The organism is Alitiscatomonas aceti, assembly GCF_025567195.1.
GTDB classification, from domain to species: domain Bacteria; phylum Bacillota; class Clostridia; order Lachnospirales; family Lachnospiraceae; genus Alitiscatomonas; species Alitiscatomonas aceti.
Genome location: NZ_JAOQJF010000001.1, coordinates 147,653 through 167,836 on the forward strand (window position 1 = coordinate 147,653; position 20,184 = coordinate 167,836).

The 20,184-nt window shown below is 54.0% G+C and carries 17 protein-coding genes; 6 read left to right on the forward strand and 11 right to left on the reverse strand.

Annotated elements, in window-relative coordinates:
• Positions 1-33: 33 nt before the first annotated feature.
• Entirely contained in the window at positions 34-1,224 is a 1,191-nt protein-coding gene (gene gltS / locus OCV69_RS00690; RefSeq protein ID WP_158358433.1) for a sodium/glutamate symporter, read from the forward strand.
• Between the two features lie 317 nt (positions 1,225-1,541).
• Positions 1,542-3,080: a BCCT family transporter gene (locus OCV69_RS00695; protein ID WP_158358388.1), complete on the forward strand. Its 1,539-nt coding sequence runs from the start codon at positions 1,542-1,544 to the stop codon at positions 3,078-3,080.
• Positions 3,081-3,101: 21 nt separating this feature from the next.
• Here the strand turns inward: OCV69_RS00695 and OCV69_RS00700 are convergent, their stop codons facing one another.
• Genes OCV69_RS00700 through OCV69_RS00710 form a run of 3 tightly spaced genes read right to left on the reverse strand, consistent with a single transcriptional unit; the run spans position 3,102 to position 6,199 of the window.
• Positions 3,102-4,193: a hypothetical protein gene (locus OCV69_RS00700; RefSeq protein ID WP_158358389.1), complete on the reverse strand. Its 1,092-nt coding sequence runs from the start codon at positions 4,191-4,193 to the stop codon at positions 3,102-3,104.
• 3 nt (positions 4,194-4,196) lie between these two features.
• Positions 4,197-5,255: a DUF58 domain-containing protein gene (locus OCV69_RS00705; RefSeq protein WP_158358390.1), complete on the reverse strand. Its 1,059-nt coding sequence runs from the start codon at positions 5,253-5,255 to the stop codon at positions 4,197-4,199.
• Positions 5,252-6,199, reverse strand: coding sequence for an AAA family ATPase (locus tag OCV69_RS00710; protein ID WP_158358391.1), 948 nt, complete (start codon positions 6,197-6,199; stop codon positions 5,252-5,254). The genes OCV69_RS00705 and OCV69_RS00710 overlap by 4 nt, the downstream gene beginning before the upstream one ends.
• A gap of 271 nt (positions 6,200-6,470) precedes the next feature.
• Here OCV69_RS00710 and OCV69_RS00715 point away from each other — a divergent pair, with 271 nt between their 5' ends.
• Positions 6,471-7,886, forward strand: coding sequence for a PspC-like choline-binding domain-containing protein (locus OCV69_RS00715; protein WP_158358392.1), 1,416 nt, complete (start codon positions 6,471-6,473; stop codon positions 7,884-7,886).
• 118 nt (positions 7,887-8,004) lie between these two features.
• Here OCV69_RS00715 and OCV69_RS00720 read toward each other — a convergent pair whose 3' ends face one another.
• From OCV69_RS00720 to secA, 3 genes are all read right to left on the reverse strand, one after another.
• Entirely contained in the window at positions 8,005-8,538 is a 534-nt protein-coding gene (locus tag OCV69_RS00720) for a GNAT family N-acetyltransferase (RefSeq protein ID WP_158358393.1), read from the reverse strand.
• A gap of 188 nt (positions 8,539-8,726) precedes the next feature.
• Positions 8,727-9,863: a peptide chain release factor 2 gene (gene prfB / locus OCV69_RS00725; RefSeq protein WP_158358394.1), complete on the reverse strand. Its 1,137-nt coding sequence runs from the start codon at positions 9,861-9,863 to the stop codon at positions 8,727-8,729.
• Positions 9,864-9,879: 16 nt separating this feature from the next.
• Positions 9,880-12,459, reverse strand: a complete 2,580-nt coding sequence (secA, locus tag OCV69_RS00730) for a preprotein translocase subunit SecA (protein ID WP_158358395.1) — start codon at positions 12,457-12,459, stop codon at positions 9,880-9,882.
• A gap of 629 nt (positions 12,460-13,088) precedes the next feature.
• On the opposite strand from secA, the gene hpf reads away from it, so the two are divergent.
• A complete protein-coding gene (gene hpf, locus OCV69_RS00735; RefSeq protein WP_022274169.1) occupies positions 13,089-13,616 on the forward strand; it encodes a ribosome hibernation-promoting factor, HPF/YfiA family in 528 nt (175 codons plus the stop codon).
• A gap of 80 nt (positions 13,617-13,696) precedes the next feature.
• Positions 13,697-14,194 carry a flavodoxin family protein gene (locus tag OCV69_RS00740; protein ID WP_158358396.1) on the forward strand — a complete coding sequence of 166 codons (498 nt, stop codon included), beginning with the start codon at positions 13,697-13,699 and terminating at the stop codon, positions 14,192-14,194.
• A gap of 90 nt (positions 14,195-14,284) precedes the next feature.
• Here the strand turns inward: OCV69_RS00740 and sdaAA are convergent, their stop codons facing one another.
• The 5 genes from sdaAA to OCV69_RS00765 are packed head-to-tail and all read right to left on the reverse strand — an operon-like array spanning position 14,285 to position 18,363.
• Entirely contained in the window at positions 14,285-15,178 is an 894-nt protein-coding gene (gene sdaAA, locus OCV69_RS00745; RefSeq protein WP_158358397.1) for an L-serine ammonia-lyase, iron-sulfur-dependent, subunit alpha, read from the reverse strand.
• A gap of 15 nt (positions 15,179-15,193) precedes the next feature.
• Positions 15,194-15,871, reverse strand: coding sequence for an L-serine ammonia-lyase, iron-sulfur-dependent subunit beta (gene sdaAB, locus OCV69_RS00750; protein WP_158358398.1), 678 nt, complete (start codon positions 15,869-15,871; stop codon positions 15,194-15,196).
• Between the two features lie 22 nt (positions 15,872-15,893).
• Positions 15,894-17,264 (reverse strand): C40 family peptidase, encoded by a 1,371-nt coding sequence (locus OCV69_RS00755; protein ID WP_158358399.1) that lies wholly within the window; start codon positions 17,262-17,264, stop codon positions 15,894-15,896.
• Positions 17,265-17,279: 15 nt separating this feature from the next.
• Entirely contained in the window at positions 17,280-18,254 is a 975-nt protein-coding gene (locus tag OCV69_RS00760; protein WP_158358400.1) for an NAD(P)/FAD-dependent oxidoreductase, read from the reverse strand.
• The gene (locus OCV69_RS00765; protein WP_262562903.1) at positions 18,238-18,363 is read right to left on the reverse strand and encodes a hypothetical protein; all 126 of its coding nucleotides are present in this window, start codon (positions 18,361-18,363) and stop codon (positions 18,238-18,240) included. Before OCV69_RS00765 ends, OCV69_RS00760 begins: the two co-directional genes overlap by 17 nt.
• Positions 18,364-18,680: 317 nt before the next feature.
• Here OCV69_RS00765 and ymfI point away from each other — a divergent pair, with 317 nt between their 5' ends.
• A complete protein-coding gene (gene ymfI / locus OCV69_RS00770) occupies positions 18,681-19,409 on the forward strand; it encodes an elongation factor P 5-aminopentanone reductase (RefSeq protein WP_158358401.1) in 729 nt (242 codons plus the stop codon).
• Positions 19,410-20,184: the final 775 nt, after the last annotated feature.

Consider the following 20,184-nt stretch of genomic DNA (forward strand, 5'->3'; position numbering starts at 1 on the left):
CCGTACAATAAGGAATGGAGGTAATATAAAATGATGTATGCGATCCAGCTTGACATGTACCAGGCTGCTGCTGTGGCGGCCCTTGTGCTGCTTTTTGGCCGTTTTCTTGTGAGAAATTTGGATCTGCTCAGACGCTACTGTATCCCGGAGCCTGTTGCCGGCGGCGTTGTTTTTGCCCTGGCCCACCTGGCCCTGCGCCAGGCCGGTATCCTGGAGATCTCCTTTGACTCCACGCTCCAGACCTTTTTTATGGTCGTATTTTTCTGCAGCGTGGGCTTTACAGCCTGCTTCCGCCTTCTGAAAAAGGGCGGGCTCCAGGTCCTGCTGTTCTTAGGGATCGCCGTTATGATGTGCGTACTCCAGAACAGCCTGGGCGCCTTCATTGCCAGCGCCTTTGATCTGGATCCCCGGCTGGGACTGGCCACCGGCTCCATCCCCATGGTGGGTGGCCACGGGACCGCGGCCTCCTTCGGCCCGCTCCTGGAAAAGGCCGGAGTCTCCGGAGCCAGCGCCGTTGCCATCGCTTCCGCCACCTTCGGGCTGGTGGCCGGCTGTGTGATCGGCGGCCCCACGGCTGTATCCCGGATCCGGCAGAAAAAACTGCACTCCTTTGAAACAGCCACCGGCTCCAACGAGGTGGTGGTGGATAAAAATGAGGTCACAGGAGCCATCGACTCCAGCCGTTTCTTAAACGCCGCCCTCTGTCTGGCCCTGGCCATCGGCGCAGGCACTGTGGTCTCCGCCTGGCTGAATAAGGTCTTCACCTTTCCCATCTACATCGGAGCCATGCTGGTGGCTGCCTTTATCCGCAATACCACCGATATGGCCGGGAAGGAGATCCCCATGGAGGAGATCAGTACCATCGGAAGCTTCAGCCTTTCCCTGTTTCTGGGCCTGGCCATGATGGGCTTAAAGCTCTGGGAGCTGGCCGACCTGGCCATTCCCATGGTAGTGATGCTGGTGGCCCAGACAGTGCTGATGATGGTCTATGCCTACTTCGTGGTATTTAATCTGCTGGGAAAGAACTACGATGCGGCCGTCATGACCTCCGGCTTCTGTGGCTTCGGCATGGGAGCCACTCCCAACGCCATGGCCAATATGCAGGCCATCACCCAGAAATACGGCCCAGCCCCCACCGCCTACTTCGTGGTTCCCCTGGTGGGAAGCCTGTTCATCGACTTCATGAACACGATCATCATCACCAGCTTCTTAAACCTCCTGTGATCCCATCCGCGGGCGCCTTCCCAATCATATAGCGGGACCTTTTTAAAAGGCCGCGTACAGACCTCCTGTATCCTGCCGGAGCCTGGCGCGGCCCTTTTTGTCTCTCCGTTTTATCCCCATGCAGCAGTTCTGTCCGGATCTCCATAAGGCAGATGCCCGGCGCCTCCTGCCCGCTGCGGGCAGACAGGAAGCGGCACGGCTGGACGGTTCCATTCTCATATGGATTCTCTGTATTTTCCCCTTGCATTTCCTCCATGACGATGCTATAATGTTCAATATCACAAATAATTTTATAAAATTGAACAAGAGGAACGCATATGAACAAACAGAATCCCCATACAGAATCCCTAAAGGGAAAGATCGACTGGTCCACCGCCGTCATTCCCTTCGTGCTGATCGCCTTTTTATGCATCAGCTTCATGGCCGCTCCGGACGGCTCCAGACAGATCCTGGACAAGATCCGGGTGCTTCTGGGAGACACCTTCGGCCTTTATTATCTTGTCATCGGCCTGGGCGTGTTCCTGCTCTCCATTTATCTGGCCTTTTCCCGGTACGGCTCCATCCGTCTGGGCGGCCCCAATGAAAAACCAAAATACTCAGATTTTGCCTGGAGCAGCATGATGTTCACCGCCGGGCTGGCCGCTGACATCCTGTTTTACTCCTTCTGCGAATGGATCCTTTACGCCAACGATCCCCATATCGCGGAAATGGGATCCATGCAGATCTGGTCCAGCACCTATCCCATCTTCCACTGGGGCCCCATCCCCTGGAGCTTTTATCTGGTGCTGGCCGTAGCCTTCGGCTTCATGCTCCATGTACGGGGCTGCCACAAGCAGAAATATTCTGAGGCCTGCCGTCCCATCCTGGGAAACCGGGTGGATAAGCTTCCTGGAAAATGTATTGACCTTCTGGCCCTGTTCGCTCTTCTGGCCGGGACCGCCACGACCTTTTCCCTGGCTACGCCGCTGATGGCCCAGGTGCTTTCCAGGCTCACAGGGCTCCCGTCCTCCAAATGGGTCACCATCGGGATCCTGGTGGTCACCTGCATCATTTACACCTACGCCCTGGTCCACGGCATGAAGGGGATCTCCCGGCTGTCTGCTGCCTGTATGTATCTGTTTTTTGCCCTTCTGGCCTATGTGCTCCTGGCCGGAGGCGAGACCCGCTACATCCTGGAGACCGGCTTCTCTGCCATCGGAAATCTGGCCCAGAACTTCTTTAGCCTGGCCACCTTCACCGATCCCCAGCGGACCACCTCCTTCCCCCAGACCTGGACCATCTTTTACTGGGCCTACTGGATGGTATGGTGCGTGGCCTCTCCCTTCTTCATCGGCTCCATCTCCCGTGGGCGCACCGTGAAGCAGACCATCCTGGGCGGCTATGTATACAGCCTGGGCGGCACCTTCTTAAGCTTCCTGATCCTGGGAAATTACAGCCTGGGCCTCCAGGTCAGCGGAAAGCTGGACGTTCTGGGGATCTATGGCAGCGCGGGAGACCTGTACTCCACCATCATTGCCATTGTGGATACCCTCCCCCTGGCTCCCATGGTGCTGGTACTTCTGATCGCCGCCATGATCGCCTTTTACGCCACCAGCTTCGATTCCATCGCCCTGGTAGCCTCCTCCTACACCTATAAACAGATGACTGGAGACGAGGAGCCCCACCGGGCTGTGAAATTCTTCTGGGCCGTAATGCTGATCCTCTTCCCCATTGCCCTGGTGTTTTCCGAAAGCTCCATGGCCAACCTCCAGACGGTTTCCATCATCGCCGCCTTCCCGGTGGCCCTGGTGATCCTTCTGATCATCGCCAGCTTCTTAAAGGATGCGGGCCGGTATCTGGACAGCAGTAAAAAATAGGATCTCAAAAGGCGCCGGAACTCAGCGTTCCGACGCCTTTTTCTTTACCTTCTTATAGATCTCCCTGGCCTCTCTCTTAAAAGCCTCCGTTTCCTCCTTTTCTCCATACCGGACCTTCCGATACAGATCCCGGAATGCGGTGATCTCCTCCTCCATTCCCCAGGAGCGGACCGCATCGCTGCACACGGTCTCGCTGCTGGCGGACCGTTCATCTGCTGGAAGCTGGAAGGCGACGCAGAGCTTTAAAAATTTACGGAAATAATACCGGACGCCCCGGTCTCCCATATACTCTCTGGCCCCGGCCCGTTTTCCCGTCTCCGGAGCCGCCTGGCTTCTTCTCACCGTTCCGGCCGGCCTCCGGTCCGTTTCCCGGCCGCGGCCGGACAGCATCCGGTACAGAAACCAGAAAAACAAAACCAGGGCTGCGGCTGCCGCAAGAGTTCCCAAAAGCTTCAGAAACGCCGGCGTTTCAGAGGCCGCCGTCCCCTCAAAGCCCGGGAGCGCCTCCGGAGCCATCAGGCCGTCCAGGGCATTTTCGGGCATCTCGTAGGAAAAATCCTTAAAAAGCCTGGAAAAGATCCAGGAGATCCCCATAAGGGTACCTGCCAGTAGGCGGACCATAAGCTCCAGCACCGGCACCACCAGGGTCATGTACAGAAATTTCAGGCCGTACAGAAGCCCTCCGGTCACAGCCCGGCTGGAAAGGATGCCGGCCGCCGCCAGCACCGCCAGAAGCTCCCCGGCAGTCCTTCCCCAGAAGCCGCCTCTCCCCTGTCCCGTCCTGGCCAGGCGCAGGGCCCTTAAAAGGAAGATCCCGAGAACCAGGAAGGCTGTAAAAAACGGGACACACCGCCTCCCCCAGACCTGCGTTCCCAGGGAAAGCCACTGGATGCAGCCCGCCGCAAGAAGAAGCCTGGCCTCCGTCATGAGGCTGTCATGGGCCCGCTCCTCCATGTTCCGTTTTTTCCAGCAGATCAGAAGCCAGACGCACCAGGATGCCAGCGCCAGAAAAAGCAGCACCCGCACCCAGAGGGGGCCGGAAAGGAACAGGGGCATGAACATGGCCATATAAAAACACACGTCCGTCAATATCTTAAAAACCAGTATGTCCATTTTCTACACATCCTCCCCATAAAGCGCCAGCAGCCTCCGGCCGGACCGTTCTTCCAGGGACGAAAGGTACGGTGCCGCGTCCTGGTTCCGGTCCGGAGCCACATAGATCAGGCTTTTTCCAGACCGGAGCCCCTTCCGGATGCCGGAAAGGAATTCCCCGCTCCCCATCCGGCAGTCGTAGGTCATCCTTCCCAGCCCCTCCAGTACAGTCTCCAGATGGCCCGGCCCCAGGCCCTCTCCGATCCGGTTCCAGTTTCCCATGGCCCCGGCGATCACGCCGTTGGTCTGGAAATCATAGGCGATCCTCCGCTTTTCCAGCTCCTCACAGATACTGCGGACCATGGAAAAGCACTGCTCCAGAAGCTCTGCTTCCCGTTCCTCGTCCCGGCACTCCACATCCAGGAGGATGGTACAGGAAAGATCCGTCATATTTTCCTGCTCCTTGACCAGAAACCGGCCCTGTCTGGCGCTCTGGACCCAGCTGATGGACCGCAGGGGCTCCCGGCCCGTGTATTCCCTGAACCCACGGATCAGCACAGGATCCTCAAAAAGGCTCCGTTTCACCACATATTCGCCTGCATATCCGCCCAGGAGCCTGGGAAGCTCTTCCCAGCCGCTGGGGGCCGGCTTTACCACGATCTCCTTTAATTCCGGATACGTCTCCAGCGCGGTCTGGAGCCCCAGGAAATCCCCGGCCTCTGCCGAAACGCCCCGGAAGAAATATCTTCCCCTCTTTTTTAAAAGGACCCTCCGTTCTAACTCCGTCTTCTGGCGTCCCTTAAGGTAAAGCACCGAAAGGTGATCCCCAGAGGACTTTGCCGCCACGTTCTCTCCGTTTTCAGAAAAGACAAGTCCTGCGGGGATCTGCTCCCTCATCTGGAGATAGGGGACCATAAGACGCTTTCGGTTGTTTATGGTCATGGTCCAGGAAAAATCCTCCCCCGGCTCCACCACGGTCTTATCCAGGGCCGTGGCAAAGTCCAGTCCGTCCAGCACATGGTCCATGGAATATTTCTCCGCCAGCCATACCAGAAGTCCCAGGACTCCAAGAAATACGATCATCGCAGGTTCTCCATGGGAACCGGGATATCCTCCATGATCTGTCCCAGATATTTTCTCGCATCCTCAAAGCTTTCGCCTCCCCTGGAGATGATCCTGTGGCTGAGGACCCAGGGCGCTGCGGCCTTCACATCCTCCGGGATCACAAAATCCCGTCCCAGGGACGCGGCCATGGCCTGGGAGGCTTTATAGAGGGCGATGGCCCCTCTGGTGGACACTCCGGTAACAAATCGGCTCTCCGTCCGGGTCTTTTCCACAATGTCCATCATGTAGCCCAGGACATCCTTCTGGACCCGCACCTTCGTATATAGCTCCTTCATCTCCTGGATCACCTCCTGGCTCACCACCGGCTCCAGGGAGTTTAAAATATCTGCTGTGGACGGCCTGGACACCACCTCCATCTCCTGCTCCCTGGTCATGTAGCCCAGGCTCAGCCTCATGAAAAACCGGTCCAGCTGGGCTTCCGGCAGGGGAAACGTCCCATAGGATTCCACCGGGTTCTGGGTGGCCATAACAAAGAACGGCTCTGCCATGGGATAGGTGACGCCGTCCACGGTGATCTGGCTTTCCTCCATGGCCTCCAGAAGGCTGGACTGGGTCCTGGGCGTGGCCCGGTTGATCTCGTCCGCCAGCACGATATTGGTAAACAGAGGGCCCTCGCGGAACTGGAACTCCCCTGTTTTCTGGTTATAAAAATTGATGCCCGTAAGATCCGACGGCAGAAGATCCGGCGTAAACTGGATCCGCTTAAAGCCGCTGCCCACGGTCCTTGCAAATGCCTTTAAAAGCATGGTCTTTCCCGTTCCCGGCACGTCCTCTAAAAGCACGTGTCCGGAGCATAAAAAGCTGATAAAGATCAGCCGGACCGTTTCTTCCTTGCCGACGATCACCCGGGAACAGCTTTCCACCACCCGGTCTGTATGTTCCTTAAAATGGCTGTATTCCATTGCCTGTCTCCTCCGTTTTTGGAATATTTCTCTACTTATTATAGACGGCTCCGGCCACGGGCGCAAGAAGGTTTTCACCAGGATCCGGCTCCATAACGGCGGTTCTGCGAAAATGTTCTTAATTCTTAAACAATTCGTAATGCCATGCCACACTTTTACCCCAACTTAGTTCTGGACAGACCTTACCACTTAGTGGTATGATAGTACATAACAGGAATAGAAAAAAACGCGCCCTTCAAATCATGCGCGATACAAGGAGGAGAGTACATCTATGAAAAAAGCAAATTTCTGCTACGCTGTTCTGACAGCTTCCGCAGTTCTCACCCTGGGAACTGTATTTTCCGCTTCTGCTGCCCAGTGGCAGGCTTTAGGAGACGAATGGGTATATGTACAGAACGACGGAGAATACTTTAAAGACGGCTGGAAACAGGACGGAAACCTGTATTATTATCTCGGAAGCGACGGCATCATGCTCCGCCGTACCCTGATCGAAGACGACGACAACTACTACTACTTAGGTTCCTCCGGAGCCATGGCCACCAACGTATGGAAATTCATCCAGAACCCGGAATGGCAGGGCGACGAGCTGGTAGGCGAGGGAAGCTGGTACTACTTCGGCTCCAACGGAAAAGCCATCAAGAGCGACGGCAGCAAGGCCAAGGTTTATGAGGTCGGCGATAAGAAATACGTGTTCGACCATTACGGACGTATGATGAGCGGATGGGTCACTGAGAGCGGCGAATATGTGGAATCTGAGGACGACTGGGCCAACGGCTTATACTATGCCGACGGCGAGGGCGACGGCAGTGTAGTGACCAACGCCTGGGTATACACCACAGTTCCCGACGACACCAACGAGGACGAGACCGAGCCCACCTACCACTTCTACTTCGGCTCCAACGGCAAGAAGACTGTGAGCACCAAGAAATCCATCGGCGGCAAGGAGTACTTCTTTGATGAGAGAGGTGTGGCGCAGTATGGATGGCACAAGGGCGACGACGGCGATTGGGATTGGTCCTACTACGGAGATTCTGAAGAGCCTTATCTGCGTACCGGATGGTTCCAGGCGGTTCCTGACTCTGAGATGCACTCCAGTGCCCACGACGACGGAAGCGTATACTGGTATTACTCCACCAGCGCAGGAAAGACCGCAGTCTCTGAGTTCCGGACCATTGATGGAAAAACATACGCGTTTAATGAATATGGCGAGTTAGTGACAGGTCTTAAAAAAGTTAAAGTTGACTCTTCTGATAAGAAGAAAATTGAAAGTATCAGTTCCATTGACTATATCAGCGATATCGAAAATGTAGAAGAAAATGTTTATGTATGCTACTTCGGCGGTGACGGAGCTGCCAAAACTGGTACCCAGACTCTCACCATTGACGGAAGTTCCTATACCTTCGATTTCAAATCCAGTGGTTCTCCTAAGGGAGCAGGTACCAACGGCATCAATGACAACTACATCTATGTCAACGGCAGACGTCTGGCAGCAGAGGAAGACAGCAAATACGGTATTGTTGAATACGACGGAAAACGCTACCTGGTAAATGAAAGCGGCGCAATCCAGAAGAACAAGAAAAACGTTAAAGATGCTGACGGATACTACTACTGTACCGGTAAGCATGGAATTGTAGTCCATGAGCGTCTGGAAGACAAGTGTACTGAAAAAGAGCACAAAGAAGAATAAACCCCTTACCACAAAAGCGGCACCCCATAGACAGGAAATTGTCTATGGAGCGCCGCTCCTTTTTCTCTCAAATCACACCGCTCAGATCCAATAAGATCCGTTTCCGGCCAGCCTCCGGTCAGCCTTCAAACGCATCCTTCATAACCCGCTCTCCCAGATATCTGCTGAATCTCTCAAACGCTTCCCCGGACAGACGTTCCGGGCTGGTCATCAGCACCAGATTGTGGCCATGGCTTTCCTGATGATACGCCGGATGCGTATGCTCATAGGGATTGTCTATAAACCCGCATCTCTCATAAAACCCTTTCCTGCGCCTGGAAATATCATCCACAGGGGGATCGATCTCAAGGATCCGCGTTTTCTCCCCTTTCCCCAAAAGCGCCAGCACCCTCTCCCCGTACCGCTTATTTCTCATTTCCGGGCAGATACAGAAATGCTCAATGTAAATAAATTCTTCATTCTCCCAATACAGGATCAGCCCCACGAACCTATCCTCATCATAGACCAGATCAAAGCAGTATTCACTGTCCCCTAAGATCCTTTTCTGGGACAGCTCCTCTCTCTGTTCATGATAAGGGAAACTTATCTGATACAGCCTTAAGGCCTCGTTATACATGGGATGTGACGAATCCGTGACCCGCTCCAGACGCATACGTATTTCCTCCTGTTCCACATTTTTCCGGCTGAGATCCGGCATTCCTTCCATCAATACCAAACAGACCGGTCCCAGGGCACAGGCCCAGGAACCGGTCCTCTCTTTTCTTTTTATCCATCTTCCCGCAGACCGGGCTCTGCCAGGCCAGAAACCAGCGAAATCCTCCGCTTCCGCCCAGAATCTGCTTATTCGCTCTCTCCGCCCTTCACCTGCGGCCGTCCCAGGCTTTCCCACTTGAGGTATGCGCTGATGAATCCGTCGATGCCGCCATCCAGCACGCTGGTCACATTCCCGCTCTCAAAGCCGGTCCTGTGATCCTTAATGAGCGTATAGGGCTGGAGCACATAGGAACGGATCTGGCTGCCCCAGGCGATCTCCTTGACATCGCCCCGGAGATCAGAGATCTTCTCCGCATTCTCCTGCTGCTTCAGCATATAAAGCTTTGCCTTTAACATCTGCATGGCCCTGTCCTTGTTCTGGAACTGGGACCGTTCATTCTGGCACTGTACCACGATCCCTGTGGGGATATGGGTGATACGCACCGCAGAGGAGGTCTTATTGATGTGCTGCCCGCCGGCGCCGCTGGACCGGTAAGTATCGATTCTTAAGTCATCCGGATTGATCTCCACATCCAGATCCTCCTCAATATCCGGCATCACGTCGCAGGATACAAAGGAGGTCTGCCGCTTTCCGTTGGCGTTGAACGGAGAGATCCGCACCAGGCGGTGGACGCCTCTCTCGGATTTCAGATATCCAAAGGCGTTCTCCCCGTTGATCTGGAGGGTCACTGACTTGATCCCGGCCTCTTCACCTGCCAGATAGTCTAACATCTCCACGGAAAAGCCCTTGCTCTCCGCCCACCGGCAGTACATCCGGTAAAGGATGCTGCACCAGTCGCAGGATTCGGTCCCTCCGGCTCCTGCGTTGAGGCGCATGATGGCATTGTTTCCGTCGTATTCTCCCGTCAAAAGGGTACGGAGCCGCAAAGCCTCCAGCTCGTCGGAAAACTCATCCACCATCTTCTGTATCTCCGGAACGATGGCCGGATCGTTTTCCTCGTACCCCATCTCGATCATCAGACCGATCTCCTCATACTGGTTCTGAAGCCTGTTAAACTCCGCGACCGTATCTTTTAAATGCTTCGCTTCCTTCACAAGCCTTGTGGATAATTCTGCATCTTCCCAGAAGCTGGGCTCCTCCATGGTCTTGTCAAGCTCGTCGATCCGCCTGATCTTCGCATCCAGGTTTAAGGATTCCCGAACTTCCTGAAGCGGTTTTTCATATGTGGATAACGTATATTTAAACTGATCTAACTCAACCATAGAATCTCGTCCTCTCTTACTGGGCTAACGGTTTTCTGCCGTGGCACTGTTTATATTTTTTACCGGATCCGCAGGGACAGGGATCGTTGGGGTAGATCTTCTGGGCGGCCCGTCTCTGGGGAGTTCTGGCGGCCGTGTTGTCCCTGTTGGTGCCTGTCACCCGGGCCGCAGCCTCTCTCTCGATCTTCTGCTCCACACGGATATGGCAGAGGATGCGGACCGTATCTTCACGGATGGCAGAGGACATATCCTCAAACATCTCATATCCGCTCATCTTATACTCTACCAGCGGATCCCTCTGGCCATAGGCCTGAAGGCCGATCCCCTGGCGGAGCTGGTCCATATCGTCGATATGGGACATCCACTTATTGTCGATCACCTTTAAGAGCACCACCCGCTCGATCTCACGGATCTGCTCTGCATCCGGGAATTCTGCTTCCTTGGCCTCATAGAACTTGGTGGCCTTTTCCTTTAAGGCGTGCTTCAGTTCATCCTTCTTCATATGACGGATCTCGTCATTGAGCTCCAGGGGCTTTAAGGGAATGATCGGAAGAATCAGCTCGTTCAGCTCCTTAAAGTTCCACTTATCCGCAGACTGCTCGTCTCCAATGGACATATCCACAGCGCCTTCCACGATGTCGTTGAGCATCTTCATGATCACGTTGCGCATGTTCTCTCCGTTTAATACCTGGAGACGCTCTGCGTAGATCACCTCACGCTGCTCGTTCATGACTTCATCGTATTTTAACAGGTTCTCACGGATCCCGTAGTTATTTGTCTCAATCTTTTTCTGGGCCTTTTCGATGGCTGTGGACAGCATCTTATGCTCGATCTGCTCGTTCTCCGGAACTCCCAGGGCATTAAACATGCTCATAAGCTTATCTGAACCGAAGAGACGCATCAGGTCGTCCTCCAGGGACAGGTAGAAACGGGATTCACCCGGATCGCCCTGACGGCCGGAACGGCCGCGGAGCTGGTTGTCGATACGTCTGGACTCATGGCGCTCCGTACCAATGATCTTTAAGCCGCCCAGGGCCTTGGATTCGTCATCCAGCTTGATATCCGTACCACGGCCGGCCATGTTGGTGGCAATGGTCACAGCGCCGTGTACGCCGGCCTCTGCAACGATCTCCGCCTCCAGCTCATGGAACTTGGCGTTTAATACCTTATGGGGAACTCCGCGCTTTTTCAGCATGTGGCTTAACATTTCGGAGGTCTCGATGGTGATGGTGCCCACCAGCACCGGCTGTCCCTTTTCATGGGCCTTTACGATTTCCTCCACCACAGCGTGGAATTTTTCCTTCTTCGTCTTATAAACGGCATCCTCCAGATCCTTACGGACCACCGGACGGTTGGTGGGGATCACGATAACATCCATTCCGTAGATATTCCGGAACTCCCGCTCCTCTGTCTGGGCCGTACCGGTCATACCGGCCTTCTTGCGGAACTTATTAAAGAAGTTCTGGAAGGTGATGGTGGCCAGGGTCCTGGACTCTCTTCTTACGTTTACGTGCTCCTTCGCCTCGATGGCCTGGTGGAGACCGTCGGAATACCGGCGGCCCGGCATGATACGGCCGGTGAACTCGTCAACGATCAGCACCTCGTCATCCTTTACTACATAATCCTTATCCCGGAACATCATGTAATTGGCGCGGAGGGCCAGGATGATGTTGTGCTGGATCTCCAGGTTCTCCGGATCAGCCAGGTTTTCAATATGGAAGAACTGCTCTACCTTCTTAACGCCCTCGGCCGTTAAGTTTACCACCTTATCCTTTTCGTTTACGATAAAGTCTCCGGTCTCTTCGATCTCCTCGCCCATGATGGCGTTGAACTTATTGAACTCTCCGGACTCCTCGCCCCGGGTCAGCTGCCTTGCCAGCACATCGCAGACCTCGTAGAGCTTTGTGGATTTTCCGCTCTGGCCGGAAATGATCAGAGGTGTTCTGGCTTCATCGATGAGGACAGAGTCCACCTCGTCGATGATACAGTAATCCAGGTCTCTCAGCACCATCTGCTCTTTGTAGATGGCCATGTTGTCGCGGAGATAGTCAAAGCCCAGCTCGTTGTTGGTCACATAGGTGATATCGCAGTTATAGGCGGCCTTTCTCTCTTCGGAGGTCATGGAGTTTAATACCACGCCCACTTTAAGGCCTAAGAATTCATGGACCTGTCCCATCCACTCGGCGTCACGCTTTGCCAGATAGTCGTTGACCGTTACGATCTGGACGCCCTTTCCGGACAGCGCGTTTAAGTAGGCCGGACATGTGGACACAAGGGTCTTTCCTTCACCGGTCTTCATCTCTGCGATACGGCCCTGGTGCAGGACGATACCGCCGATGAGCTGGACCGGATAATGCTCCATTTTTAAGGTTCTTTTTGCTGCTTCCCGGACGGTGGCAAAGGCCTCCGGAAGAAGATCATCCAGAGTCTCTCCGGCTGCCAGGCGCTCTTTAAACTTCCTGGTCTGGTCCTTTAACTCCTCGTCGCTCATTTTCTGCATTTCCGGACGCAGCTTTTCAATTTTATCAATAATCGGGTAGATCAGCTTCAGCTCCCGCTCACTGTGCGTTCCAAATACTTTTTCAACAAGATTCATTCTGCACGCTCCTAAATCTAAAACATTCTTTTTCCCCGGCTTTCTGTGGCCGGAGGACAATTCTGCTATCATACAATCCTTTATATTCTATCACCTTCATACGGTTTATTCAATGCTTTCCTTTTTTTTTAACAATTTAGACATATTTCTGTCCATGGCTCCGGCCGCCGGATGGGACCATTCCGCCGCTTTCACCCGCCTGGAATGTAAAATTATTGTAAACTGGCAGATTGCACAAACCATACATTCGATTTTCTGGTTATCCACTTTATCCACCGTCGTCCACAAAACTTTTGTTGAAAGTTGTCCCCCCTGTTTTTCCTTTATTTTACTGAAAAATGCACTTATACACCAAGTTATCCACATTATCCACAATTTATCCCATGGTTGATTCCTATTTTTCGGTGGACGCGTAATTTTTCATATTTTTGTACACATCTCATAAAATTCACTTTTTCGACCAGTTTTTCCAGCAAAACCATTGACAAATGGCGAAGGCTGTCGATAGTACCCCTATCGTTTTACAGATCTGTACACCCCTTCAAGTTGTCGCACCTTTTATAATTTTAGTTGTTTTTTACAGAATTATATGCTATAATAAGACCATCCCAAAAGAAGGAGTTGATTCTATGCGTTATATCATCAGCGGAAAGAACATCGACATTACACCAGGTTTAAAAGAAGCAGCAGAAAATAAGATCGGAAAGCTGGAACGCTATTTTTCTCCTGATACGGAAGTACAGGTAACCATGAGCGTAGAGAAAGGACGCCAGAAAATTGAGGTAACGATCCCTGTCAAAGGCAGCATCATCCGTGCCGAACAGGATTCCAATGATATGTATGTTTCCATTGACCTTGTGGAAGAGATCATCGAACGTCAGATCAAAAAATATAAAACAAAACTCATTGATAAGAAACAGAGTGCGCTTTCCTTCAGTGAGGCCTTCCTGCAGGAGGAGCCGGAGCATGAGGAGACCATAAAGATCGTAAAGACCAAACGCTTCGCAATGAAGCCTATGGATCCGGAGGAGGCCTGCATCCAGATGGAGCTTCTGGGCCACAACTTCTTTATGTTCCTGAACGCAGATACCAACGAGGTCAATGTTGTTTATAAGAGAAAATCAAATTCCTATGGTCTGATCGAACCGGAATTCTAATGACCCCCATGGACAAGCTTTTTAAAGGCCGGTGCGCGGAATCTCCCGCACCGGTCTTTTTATGAAAGAGAGGAATCACAATGAAAATATCCATCGTTTACCATTCATCCACAGGCCGCACAGAGGCAGCCGCAAAAGAGATCGTCAAAGGCATTGAGGCCGTAGAGGACATGGAGGCCGTTCTGATCCCCGTTTCATCCTTCAGTGAAAAAAAGGACGAGTATGTAAAGGAGCTCCAGGAATCCGCCGGCGTATTATTCGGAACGCCGGATTATTATGCCGCTGAATCCTGGCAGCTAAAGCAGTGGCTGGATACCTGCCCTGTAAGCCTGGGCGGAAAGCTGGGCGGCGCCTTCGCCACCTCCAATGTTCCCCAGGGCGGCCCGGTCATGGCCATCGAAAGCATCCTGACCCAGCTCCTGGTAAAGGGAATGCTGGTCTACTCCGGCGGGACCAGCCTTGGAAAACCCAATATCCATCTGGGGCCTGTATGTACCGGGCCGGAAATGACTGGAATGGACCTCTTCCCCGTATTTGGACAGCGCTTCGCCTCCAAAGCAGCCGAGCTCTTCAGGTAAGCTCCGTAAATAGGACGTACATTCCTAAGACAAAAATGTCCCCTGGCTATCCATAATAACTGGTGGCCAGGGGACATTTTTGTTTTGATCCTATTTTTTCATTTTATTCCGTTTATTCGCACATGCCATACAATTCTCGCAGGCGCTCTTGGCAACAGCCATACCGCCCAGAGAGGTCTCCCTGAGCTCCGATGGGATGGAACGTCCCACGGCGTACATGACCCCAATGGTCTCGTCGATGGGCGTGATGCTCTTTACGCCTGCCAGAGAAAGCTCCGCAGAGATCAGCGCATTGGAAGCGCCCATGGCGTTCCGGTTCTGGCAGGGATTCTCCACCAGGCCGCCGATGGGGTCACAGACCAGACCCAGGATGTTGACCATGGCAAAGGAGGCCGCGTCCATGCACTGCCTCGGAGTGCCTCCAAAAAGCTCCACAGCCGCCGATGCAGCCATGGCGCTGGCAGACCCCACCTCTGCCTGGCAGCCGCCCTCTGCTCCCGCTGTGGTGGCGTTTCTGGTGATCAGATAGCCGATGGCAGCCGCGTTGAACAGTGCCTGGCAGATCTCGTCATCGGTAAAGCCGTACTGCTCCTGGAGAGCGCAGAGGGTTCCCGGGATCACGCCGGAGGAACCGGCTGTGGGAGCCGCCACGATAAGTCCCATGGAAGCGTTGACCTCCAGGACGCCCACCGCATAGGCAATGGCCTTGGAGACCACGTCGCCGCAGATATTTTTTCCCTGCTCCCGTAAGGCGTGGAGCTTCTTGCTCTCTCCACCGATCATGCCGCCCATGCTGACGATGTCCTCCTTCAGGGGCTTCTTTACCGCCGCCTGCATGATGGAAAAGGCCTTTTTCATTCTGGCTTTTGTCTTTTCCCCGTCCTGCTCCAGGAACGTGGTCTCCCGCTCGAACATGGCCTCGGAGATCTTTTTATTTTCTTTTTCACAGTATTCTAAAAGCTGCGCACCGTTGATAAAATTCATATCCCTTTCCCTCCGTTAATCCAGCTGGATGGCCGGCACTACCAGCACATTTGTCACTGATTCCACGCCCTTTAAGGCGCTGACTACCTGGTTTGACACATTGGTATCCACTTCGATGATGGCGTAAGCCCGTTTTCCCTTGCTCTCCCGGTAAAGGCGCAGGGAACCGATGTTCAGATCGTAGGCGCTTAAAACCGTGGTCACAAAGGCCAGGGTCCCCTTCTTGTCCACATGCTCCACCACTAACGTGCAGTAATTGCCCGTCAGCTCCACATCCACGCCGTTGAGCCTTGTGATCACCGCATTTCCGCCGCCGATGGATTTTCCCCGCAGGGACACAACGCTCCCGTCCTTATCCGTCACGTAGATATCCACGGTATTGGGATAGATCTCCTTGTCTGTAAAGTTCTCTTCAAAGGAAAACGCCAGGCCGGCCTCCTTTGCGTGCTCAAAAGAATCCCGGATCCGCTCATCGTCGGGATGGTATCCCAGGATACCGCCCACCAGGGCCCGGTCCGTACCATGGCCATGGTACGTTCTTGCAAAAGAGCCGTAAAGCACAAATTTCACAGACACAGCCCTTTCTACCATACGGCCCGCAACAAAGGCGATCCGCAGCGCTCCTGCTGTGTGGGAGCTGGAGGGACCGATCATATTTGGTCCCAGAATATCAAACGTTCCAATCTCGTTCATACCCTTTGATTCCTCCTGAATGTTAATTTAAAAACGTAACCGCCTTATACGGCGTCCTGTAATATGCAGTTGTGGTCATGATCCCATTTTTAGGCGTGCTGGCGTGGATGATCTGTCCGCCGCCGATGTACAGGGCCACATGGTTGATGTAGTCGCCGCTGGCGTAGAACAGCAGATCTCCCGGCTGGACCGAATCGATGGGGATCTCTTTTCCCTTGGCCGCCTGGTCCCTGGAGCTCCTTCCGGTGCTGATCCCGAAGTGCTCAAAGATCTTCATCGTAAAGCCTGAGCAGTCCGCTCCCTCTGTAAGGCTTGTCCCGCCGTATACATAGGGATTTCCCAGGAACTGCTTTGCATAAGCCACAATGGCTGTTCGGGTGGCAGAGGCCAGCTCTGCGCTTCCGGGGCCGGACGGAGCCAGGATCCCCTGGGAAGCGTCCGTATCCCCGCCGGGACCGGACTGGCTGCCGATGGTTCCGGAATTTCCAGAGCCAGCTCCGCTGTCCGGGCTATTGGTTCCGGAACCTCCAGCGTTCCCGCTGCTTCCGCTGCCTCCAGGCCCGGACTGGCTTCCAACACCCGTATTCTGGCCCTCCGCAGGCTTCATCGGGTTCTTGGAGACCGGCTCCTCATTGGGGTTTGCCTGGATAAAACCGATCTCCGACGAGGAGATCTCCGGTGAGATCACGGTGCCTTCATTCTGGACGCCCTCCTCTTTCCGAAGCTGTTCCATGGCGGCGATGGCCTCCTGGGCCTCCTTCTGGAGCTTTTCCGTTTCCTCTTTCTTTTTCTTTTCTTCCTCTACGCTGACCGCCTGGTCGAACTCCACCCGCTGGGTGATATAGTCCTTATGTACATAGCCGCTCAGCTCATAGTCCACCTGGATCTGTACAAAATCGCCCTCTTCCTTTGTGGCGATGTATTCGGCATCCCTGGACAAAAGCGTCAGCGTGGCGCTGGTGGTGTTGGGTTCCTCCCTGAGCCGCAGAGTATCGGTATTGATGGTAGCGTATACGGTTCCCACCTGCTTTGCAACCTTCTCCGCCTCCGCTCCGGTGATAAAATATTCTGCTTTTATGTATCCGTTGACAGAGCCGGACTGGATCTGATACCAGGCGCCGCCCTCGCCGTCCACGGTTTTTAAAATAGTGGCTGCGCAGTTATTATAGATCTTTCCAACGATGCCGCTGCTGGTGTTGGGCTCGGTCCGCACATTGACATAATTGCTCACCCGGGAAATGGCCACATTGGCGTACGCCTCCCCGTTGGAGCCCACCACCGGGATCCCCAGGCGGGGGCTGGTCTGGGCCGCCGTATCTGCGTAAACCGTCGCAGGAGCCAGCATAAGCGCCAGGGCGCATCCAACGGTCAGTATGATCTTTCTGTTTTTCATTCTGTCTTTCCTTCCTTATTGCTGTCCGTTTAAATACCGCTCTGCGCTGGTCACACAGTTGGCTCCGTCAGCCACGGCTGTAACGATCTGGCGCAGGTTCTTCGTGCGCACGTCTCCGGCCGCAAAGATCCCAGGCTGGGACGTTTTTCCATCCTCTCCCGCCAGGATATAATGGCCTCCGTCCATGGCCACCAGGTCCTCCAGGCCCTCTGTATTGGGAGAGATCCCCACGGCAATGAACACGCCGTCCACGGGAAGCTCCCTCTTTTCTCCCGTTTTTTTATTGGTGAGGCTTAAGGATTCCACCTTGTTTTCCCCGTTGATGGAATCTGCCACCGTGTCCCAGAGGATCTCTACATTTTCCATCTCCATCAGCTTTTTCTGGAGGCTCTTTGCTCCTCTGAGCTCGTTCCGGCGGTGGATCAGATATACCTTCTCACAGATCCTTGCCAGGAAAATAGCGTCCTCGATGGCCACGTCTCCGCCTCCCACCACGGCGGCTGTCTTCTTTTTAAAGAAGGCTCCGTCACAGGTGGCGCAATAGGAAACGCCCATGCCCATGAGCCGTTCCTCACCGGGAACGTCCAGCTTTCTGTGGCGGGCGCCTGTGGCGATGATCACTGTCCTTGCCAGATACGTGCCGTTTTCCCCGTTCAGCTTCCAAAGAACAGGGCCGCCGTCTCCGGCCTCAGCAGCCCTTAAAAGGCCCTCGCCGTCCTCTCCGGCCTGTTGGATCCCGATGATGGAGTCCTCGGCAAATTCTGCTCCCAGCCGGTCCGCATGCTCCCGGAATTTCATTCCCAGGTCAAAGCCGTTGATTCCCGGAAGGCCGGCGTAATTATCTACCTCGTAGGTGGTCAGCACCTGTCCGCCGCTGACCATCTCTTTTTCTATTACCAGTGTCTTTAATTCTGCTCTCTGGGCGTATATGGAGGCTCCAAGGCCCGCCGGGCCGGAACCTAAGATCACAAGATCATAAATCTGTTCCATGCTCTCCTCCCATTCCTGTCTCCGCCTCCCGGACCTGGATATCCATTGGAAACCAGGCCGTTCCGGCCGCAGACATTCCATTTTTCGGCCTGGTCCTTCCCAGGCACATAATTCCTCCTTAGTATATCACAGTCCTGGGAAAGAATACAAACGGTTTTCCAGGAAATATTCGTGGCATTATTGTGGCAGCTCCTGGCCTTTCCCTGGAAAAACGATTCCGGAGCGTGTATAATAAAGCTGCGGCAGCGATAAAGATTTTCTGTCCATGGGAATTTTCCCGAACATAAAAATTTGGGGAAATTCATAGTTTTTGGGAAAATAATTTTTCTCGGAAAATTTTAGTTTTTAGAAAATATTTTCAGGGAAAATGGTAAGATCTTTCTGGGAATCCCAGGAAACTGCCTGCAAGTGAAAGGAGACATACGTATGAAGAAAACTGTCCTGGTGACTGGCTCCTCCCGTGGGATCGGGAGAGCCATCGCCTTAAAATACGCGGAGCACGGATATAATGTGGTCATCAACTGTGCCCGCAGCACAGACCGCCTGGAGCAGGCAAAAAAAGAAGCAGAGGCACTGGGAGCCGCCTGTCTGGCAGTCCAGGCAGACGTGGGAATCTGGGAGGACTGCGTCCGCCTGTTTGCCCAGATCCAGGAACATTTCGGAGACCTGGATATCCTGGTCAACAACGCCGGGATCTCCTGGATCGGGCTCTTACAGGATATGGACGTTTCCCAGTGGAACACACTGATCGCCTCCAATCTGTCATCGGTCTTCCACTGCTGTAAGCTGGCGGTTCCGGGCATGGTGAAAAAGCAGTCTGGCCGCATTGTCAATATTTCCTCTGTATGGGGCGTCTGCGGCGCTTCCTGTGAGGCAGCCTATTCCGCCTCCAAGGGCGGCGTGGGAGCCCTTACCCAGGCTCTTGCCAAGGAGCTGGCTCCCTCTGGGATCCAGGTCAATGCCATTGCCTGCGGCGCCATCGATACGGAAATGAACGGGTTTCTGTCCGCAGAAGAGGAAGAAGCGCTCCTGGACGAGATCCCGGCCGGCCGCATGGGGCGGCCGGAAGAGGTGGCCGATGTGGTCTTTGCCATGACAGGATCCCCGGACTACCTCACCGGCCAGATCCTCCGTCTGGACGGAGGGTGGATCTGATCCAGAGGAAGACCGTTCCTAGCACGGATCGGAACCTTGGAACAGCGCTCCAGGATTCCGGCAGTGCGGACTCCGGACTCTGGATCGAACTTTTAGCCGACATAGATTCCGGCTCCGGGACGGGGTTTTTGGGGCAGGTGCGGATTCCGGCCCGAAGTGTGAAAATCCGTCTGGTTAGTCTGGACTATTGGGCATAAACATATCTTTTTTCCCGGTATGCCCAATTTCTTCCGGAAATCCAGTCTTTTTCCCGCTTTTCCCTGGTCTTATGGACATACACCCCCATATTTCTTCCCCTATGCCCAAAATTCCCCTAATTTCTGGGTATGGGGGAAAAAATTTCCCCCTTTATGCCCAATAATCAAGACTAACCACAAAAATATACAGAATAATCGGCCAGAGAGGCTGACCTGGGATGGGCAAGGACAGGGGAACAAAGAAGCTAGCTAGGGGATGACCGGGGCGCGAGACCAAAAAAGCTGACTAAAGCGGGCAAGGACAGGGGGACAGGGGAACAGAGAAGCTGACCAGGGGGATGACTGGAGCGCGAGGCCAAGAAAGCTAGCTAGGGCGGGCAAGAACAGGAGAACGGGGAACCTGATCAGAGGGGAGGCCTGGAGCGCGGGGCCAAAGAGCCAGCCTGGGGCGGGCAAGGATCGTAAGCTGGAGGAGCTGGCTGAAATTACCGGCCGGAACATCGGCCGGGGAGAATAATAAAATGAGACGGCTTCCAAAAATCCTTGGCTAGCCGCTTCCTTAAAAACGGAACGCGGAG

Bases quoted from the DNA above. Each gene is read 5' to 3' on its own strand.
- gltS (WP_158358433.1), top strand. From the start codon at position 34: ATGTATGCGATCCAGCTTGACATGTACCAGGCTGCTGCTGTGGCGGCC.
- OCV69_RS00695 (WP_158358388.1), top strand. From the start codon at position 1,542: ATGAACAAACAGAATCCCCATACAGAATCCCTAAAGGGAAAGATCGAC.
- OCV69_RS00700 (WP_158358389.1), bottom strand. From the start codon at position 4,193: ATGGACATACTGGTTTTTAAGATATTGACGGACGTGTGTTTTTATATG.
- OCV69_RS00705 (WP_158358390.1), bottom strand. From the start codon at position 5,255: ATGATCGTATTTCTTGGAGTCCTGGGACTTCTGGTATGGCTGGCGGAG.
- OCV69_RS00710 (WP_158358391.1), bottom strand. From the start codon at position 6,199: ATGGAATACAGCCATTTTAAGGAACATACAGACCGGGTGGTGGAAAGC.
- OCV69_RS00715 (WP_158358392.1), top strand. From the start codon at position 6,471: ATGAAAAAAGCAAATTTCTGCTACGCTGTTCTGACAGCTTCCGCAGTT.
- OCV69_RS00720 (WP_158358393.1), bottom strand. From the start codon at position 8,538: ATGCGTCTGGAGCGGGTCACGGATTCGTCACATCCCATGTATAACGAG.
- prfB (WP_158358394.1), bottom strand. From the start codon at position 9,863: ATGGTTGAGTTAGATCAGTTTAAATATACGTTATCCACATATGAAAAA.
- secA (WP_158358395.1), bottom strand. From the start codon at position 12,459: ATGAATCTTGTTGAAAAAGTATTTGGAACGCACAGTGAGCGGGAGCTG.
- hpf (WP_022274169.1), top strand. From the start codon at position 13,089: ATGCGTTATATCATCAGCGGAAAGAACATCGACATTACACCAGGTTTA.
- OCV69_RS00740 (WP_158358396.1), top strand. From the start codon at position 13,697: ATGAAAATATCCATCGTTTACCATTCATCCACAGGCCGCACAGAGGCA.
- sdaAA (WP_158358397.1), bottom strand. From the start codon at position 15,178: ATGAATTTTATCAACGGTGCGCAGCTTTTAGAATACTGTGAAAAAGAA.
- sdaAB (WP_158358398.1), bottom strand. From the start codon at position 15,871: ATGAACGAGATTGGAACGTTTGATATTCTGGGACCAAATATGATCGGT.
- OCV69_RS00755 (WP_158358399.1), bottom strand. From the start codon at position 17,264: ATGAAAAACAGAAAGATCATACTGACCGTTGGATGCGCCCTGGCGCTT.
- OCV69_RS00760 (WP_158358400.1), bottom strand. From the start codon at position 18,254: ATGGAACAGATTTATGATCTTGTGATCTTAGGTTCCGGCCCGGCGGGC.
- OCV69_RS00765 (WP_262562903.1), bottom strand. From the start codon at position 18,363: ATGTGCCTGGGAAGGACCAGGCCGAAAAATGGAATGTCTGCGGCCGGA.
- ymfI (WP_158358401.1), top strand. From the start codon at position 18,681: ATGAAGAAAACTGTCCTGGTGACTGGCTCCTCCCGTGGGATCGGGAGA.